Consider the following 4,756-nt stretch of genomic DNA (forward strand, 5'->3'; position numbering starts at 1 on the left):
GGCGCGTTTTTTATGATTTGTTTTTATGGGTTTAGTTTGTACTGACGGTGCTGGTTGTGGTTGTGCTGTTTGAGGAACCGCCGCCGCCTGCGGCTGCGAGGCCTGCGGCGGCTGCTGCGACGCCGAGTGCGGGGGCGACGAGCGGGACAAAGCCGGTCACGCCCTCTTGTGCGGCGGCGTCGCGCGCGGCGCGGGCCTCATCGCTCTGGTCTGTGCTGGTTGTGCCGGAGGCGTCCTGCGCATAGGCGCCGGTGGCCGAAAGCGCCAGAACCAGAAGTGTTGTTCTGATCATCGTTAGTCTCCTAAAACGGGTCTTGGGCGCAGGCTAACACAACCGTCTGGGCCTGAGAATGCCGCATCCGCAAAAAATGCGCGGATTTGCCGGGAAAGCCCGGTTTTTTCAGCGGCTTGCGGCAAGGCTCACCGCCGCTGCGGCCGCTGCCATACGGTGCCTGATCGCTGCGCAGCTGCCCGGTCAAATTGCAGCTCAGCCACAAATATCCGGGAATGCCCGCATCCGCGATTTGCCACAAGACGCCACCGGCAAAACCCGCTAATCAGGCGCCGTAAAAAAAGCGATAAACTGACGTGAAGATTCGAGCGGTATCAGCAAGGCGGAAAGGCCTGATGGCAGTGCTGTGCGCGGTGGCGACCGGCATGGCGCAGGCGCAGTCGGTCTCGACCTATGGCACGCCCGGCCTGCTGGAGGTTCCGACCGCCGAGATGTTCGAGGACGGCATGCTGGTCTTCACCGCCGCCGGGCTGCGCAACACCGGCCGGGGCACGATGACCTTCCAGATGCTGCCCTGGGTGCATGGCAGTTTCCGCTATGCGGTGATCGACAGGTTCAACAGCACCGACAGAACGCTCTATGACCGCAGCTTCGACCTGCATTTCCGGCTGCGCGAGGAAAGCAGGCACAGCCCGGCCATCGTGATGGGGCTGCGCGATTTCGGCGGCACCGGCATCTATGCGGCGGAATATGTCGTGGCCACAAAAACCTTTCACGACCGGGTCAAGGTGACCGGCGGTATCGGCTGGGGGCGGATGGCCGGGCGCGGCGCGTTTTCCAACCCGCTGGGCATCTTCGGCGACCGCTTCGACACCCGGCCGGTATCGGATGCGGGCGGGATTTCCACCACCGGCCAGCTGGATTTCGGCAACTGGTTCCGCGGCGACGCAGCCCTGTTCGGCGGCGTCAGCTGGCAGTATGACGACCGGCTGACCTTTCTGGCCGAATATTCCCCCGATCTGTATACTCAGGAAGCGGTGGCAGACAGTCTCAGGGTCAGATCTCCGATCAATGTCGGCGTCCAATACCGGTTCAAAAACGGCACCCAGCTGACCACATCCTATCTCTATGGCACCACGCTGGGGCTGACGCTGAGCTATTTCATCGATCCGCGCAAAGCGGTGACGCCCGGCGGGCAGGGCGCCGCCCCACCGCCCCTGACGCCCGAACCCCGGACCGCCGCCGCCACCGCCCGCGCCCCCGGCGACATCCGCGACCGGATGCAGGCCGCGCTGGCGCAGGAAGGGCTGCGGCTGGTCTACCTGTCGGACAGCGGCGACACGGTGCAGGTCGGGGTCGAGAACACCCGCTATGGCCAGGCCGCCCAGGCGCTGGGGCGCACCGCCCGCGTGCTGGCCAATGAAGAACCGCCGCAGACCGAACAGTTCGACATCGCGCTGATGTCGAACGGCGTGCCGCTGAGCGCGGTGCGGATCAACCGCGACGATCTTTACGAGCTGGAACACGACCCCGACAATGCCTGGCGCAGCTTTGCCCGGGCCGGGATCTCGGACACGATCCCGCTGCTGCAGGGCGGCATCCTCAGCGATGCCTACCCGCATTTTTCCTACCGGTTCGGGCCCTATCTGAACTTTTCCTTCTTCGACCCCGACGACCCGCTGCGGTACGAGATGGGGGCGGCGCTGGGGCTGGACTATACCCTGTCGCCCGGGCTGACCCTGTCGACCGGCCTGCGCCAGCCGGTCCTCAGCACGCTGGATGACAGCACCCGGGTCTCGGATTCGCCGCTGCCGCATGTGCGCTCGGACTGGGCGATCTATGCCCGCGACTCCAACCTGCGCGTCGAGCATATGACTGCCGAGTATATGTGGCGGCCGGGCGCCAACCTCTATGCCCGCACCACGCTGGGCTATCTCGAGACCATGTTCGGCGGGCTGTCGGCCGAACTGCTGTGGTACCCCACCAACAGCCGCCTGGCCCTGGGGGTCGAGGCCAATTACGTCGCCCAACGCGACTATGACGTGCTGTTCGGCTTTCAGGATTACAATGTCGCCACCGGGCATGTGTCGGCCTATTACGATCTGCCCGGCGACTATCACGCGCAGGTCGATGTCGGGCGCTATCTGGCCGGCGACTATGGCGCCACCTTTGCGCTGGACCGCGCGTTCACCAACGGCTTCAAGGTCGGGGCCTTCTTTACCCTGACCGATGTCAGCTTCGATGATTTCGGCGAAGGCTCGTTCGACAAGGGCATCCGGCTTGAGGTTCCGATCTCGTGGCTGACCGGGCGGCCGTCGCGCAACAGGATCGCCCAGACCATCCGCCCGGTGCTGCGCGACGGCGGCGCCCGGCTGAACGTGCGCAACCGGCTGTACGGCGTCACCCGCGAGGCCCGCGCCCAGGACCTGTCCCGCGGCTGGGGGAGGTTCTGGCGATGACAGCCCGGCGCCGCCCTGCCCTGTTGGCCCTGCTGGCCCTGATGCTGATCTCCTGCGGCGAGGCGCAGGAGGATGCCGATCTGCTGAAGGGCACGCTGTTTCCCGACACGCCCCGGTTCCATCCCCGCGCCGGGGCGCTGGCCGCGCGCCGCCCGATCCCGCCCCGGCTTGAGGTCGGCTTTCCCAGCCGCGATCTGGCCGGTGTCATGCTGCTGGAGACCGAGCGCGCCGGGGTTCAGACCTGGCTGACCGCGGATGGCGCCACCATCACGCTGGAACAGGGCCTGCTGACCTCGGCCATCGGCTTTGGCGGCGGCATGAGCGCATCGGATCTGCGCCAGAGCGCGGCGCTGATCCTGACCGGCGGTGCCGGCCACGCCGAACGGTTCCACAGCTTTCTCAACGGCAATGACGAGATCGAGCTGCACGCCTATAAATGCCGGATCACGCCGCAGGGCGCGGACACGGTGATTGTGCAGGGCACCCCCGTCGCCACGCAAAAACAGCAGGAAGACTGTTATGGGGTGGCCCAGCAGTTCAGCAACATTTACTGGGTGCAAAACGGCACCGGCCGCATCGTCCAGTCCTCGCAATGGACCGGCGATTTCCTGGGCAACATGTTCATAAAGGTGGTGCCCGATGATAGGTAAGATTCTGAACAGCAGAGGACGCATCGTGCGCCATATCCCCCTTTTCCTCAGTGCGCTGGCCGCGGCTGGCCTGATCGCCGGATGCTCGACCATCTACCGCAGCCCTTCGGTGACCGCAGGCGTGTCGGATGCCGGCAAGGTCCGCGTCGTGCCGGTGACGCCCGAGACCGTGCTGGTCGCCAACCGCTCGCCTTACGCGCCCAAGACCCTGCCCTCGGTCTTTGCGCTGTCGGCCGGATCGGGCTCGTCCACCAGCCTGCGCGGCACCGGCCCGCTGCCCGAGGCGCCCTCGACCCAGGACGGATCGCGCGCGCGCCTGGAACTGGACCCGCCGCCGCAAATCAATCCCGGCCCCTACACCATCGGCATCGGCGACGTGCTGGTGCTGTCCACGCCCTCGACGCAAGGCACCGCCGGAGAGCTGTCGGGCCTGCTGGCCGCGCAGAACAGCCGCAACGGCTATACCGTGCAGGATGACGGCTCGATCAACATCCCCGATGTCGGCCGCGTGCGGCTGGTCGGCCTGACCGTGGACGAGGCCGAGGCGCTGCTGTTCCAGCGTCTGGTGGAAAACCAGATCGACCCCACCTTCAGTCTGGAGATTGCCGAGTTCAATTCCCGCCGCGTCTCGGTCGGCGGCGCCGTCGGCCAGCCCGGCGTGCAGCCCATCACCCTGACCCAGCTGACCCTGGGCGAGGCGCTCTCGGCCGCCGGTTCGGTCTCGGTCAGCGATATCGACAATTCCTCGGTCCGCATCTACCGCGACGGGCAGGTCTATCAGATCCCGCTGGAACAGCTCTATTCCCGCACCGAACTGCAGAACCTCAACCTGATCGCCGACGATTCGGTCTTTGTCGATACCGACTATGATCTGGACCGCGCCGAGCGCTACTTTGCCCAGCAGATCGCCCTGCGCGAGACCGTGCTCGAAGGCCGCCAGACCGCGCTGCAGGAGCTGAACGTCGCCGTCAACCTGCGCCGCGACGATCTGGCCGAGCGGCGCGACAACTTTGTCCAGTCCCTCGAACTGGACGCGATCGACCGCGATTACGTCTACCTCAGCGGCGAGGTCCGCACCCAGGGCCGCTATGCCCTGCCCTTCAACCACGCGGCCACCCTGGCTGACGCGCTTTACGACACCGGCGGCGGCGTGGCCAAGGAAACCGGCGACGCCTCCGAAGTCTACGTCCTGCGCGCCGCCCAGGACCCCCGCGAGTTCGGCGCCGTCACCGCCTGGCACCTCGACACCCGCAACGCCGCACACCTCACCCTCGCCGCACAGTTCGAACTGCGCAACAACGACATCATCTTCATCGCAGAAAACCCCGTCACAAAATGGGGCAGAACAATCTCACAAATAACCCCATCCCTCATAACAACTCCCATCAACGCTGCCGCCAATTGATAAGACGGGC

At 65.8% G+C, this 4,756-nt stretch carries 4 protein-coding genes; 3 read left to right on the plus strand and 1 reads right to left on the minus strand.

Features of this window, described 5'->3' with window-relative positions; translation table 11 throughout:
• Positions 1–31 precede the first annotated feature (31 nt).
• Positions 32–292 carry a hypothetical protein gene (locus ACOQFT_RS16860; protein WP_421599052.1) on the minus strand — a complete coding sequence of 87 codons (261 nt, stop codon included), beginning with the start codon at positions 290–292 and terminating at the stop codon, positions 32–34.
• A 335-nt stretch (positions 293–627) separates the two neighbouring features.
• On the opposite strand from ACOQFT_RS16860, the gene ACOQFT_RS16865 reads away from it, so the two are divergent.
• From ACOQFT_RS16865 to ACOQFT_RS16875, 3 genes are read left to right on the plus strand one after another with little or no spacing between them, the layout of a single operon-like run.
• Complete coding sequence (locus ACOQFT_RS16865; protein ID WP_421599053.1) at positions 628–2,691, plus strand: YjbH domain-containing protein; 2,064 nt, start codon at positions 628–630, stop codon at positions 2,689–2,691.
• A complete protein-coding gene (locus tag ACOQFT_RS16870; RefSeq protein WP_421599054.1) occupies positions 2,688–3,341 on the plus strand; it encodes a YjbF family lipoprotein in 654 nt (217 codons plus the stop codon). The genes ACOQFT_RS16865 and ACOQFT_RS16870 overlap by 4 nt, the downstream gene beginning before the upstream one ends.
• The gene (locus tag ACOQFT_RS16875; RefSeq protein WP_421599055.1) at positions 3,331–4,746 is read left to right on the plus strand and encodes a polysaccharide biosynthesis/export family protein; all 1,416 of its coding nucleotides are present in this window, start codon (positions 3,331–3,333) and stop codon (positions 4,744–4,746) included. The genes ACOQFT_RS16870 and ACOQFT_RS16875 overlap by 11 nt, the downstream gene beginning before the upstream one ends.
• Positions 4,747–4,756 lie beyond the last annotated feature (10 nt).

This window comes from Ruegeria sp. MALMAid1280 (genome assembly GCF_049195285.1).
Lineage (GTDB): Bacteria > Pseudomonadota > Alphaproteobacteria > Rhodobacterales > Rhodobacteraceae > Ruegeria.

What these genes read in the sequence shown, in the direction of transcription:
- ACOQFT_RS16860 (WP_421599052.1), bottom strand. Translation starts at nt 292, where the DNA reads ATGATCAGAACAACACTTCTGGTTCTGGCGCTTTCGGCCACCGGCGCC.
- ACOQFT_RS16865 (WP_421599053.1), top strand. Translation starts at nt 628, where the DNA reads ATGGCAGTGCTGTGCGCGGTGGCGACCGGCATGGCGCAGGCGCAGTCG.
- ACOQFT_RS16870 (WP_421599054.1), top strand. Translation starts at nt 2,688, where the DNA reads ATGACAGCCCGGCGCCGCCCTGCCCTGTTGGCCCTGCTGGCCCTGATG.
- ACOQFT_RS16875 (WP_421599055.1), top strand. Translation starts at nt 3,331, where the DNA reads ATGATAGGTAAGATTCTGAACAGCAGAGGACGCATCGTGCGCCATATC.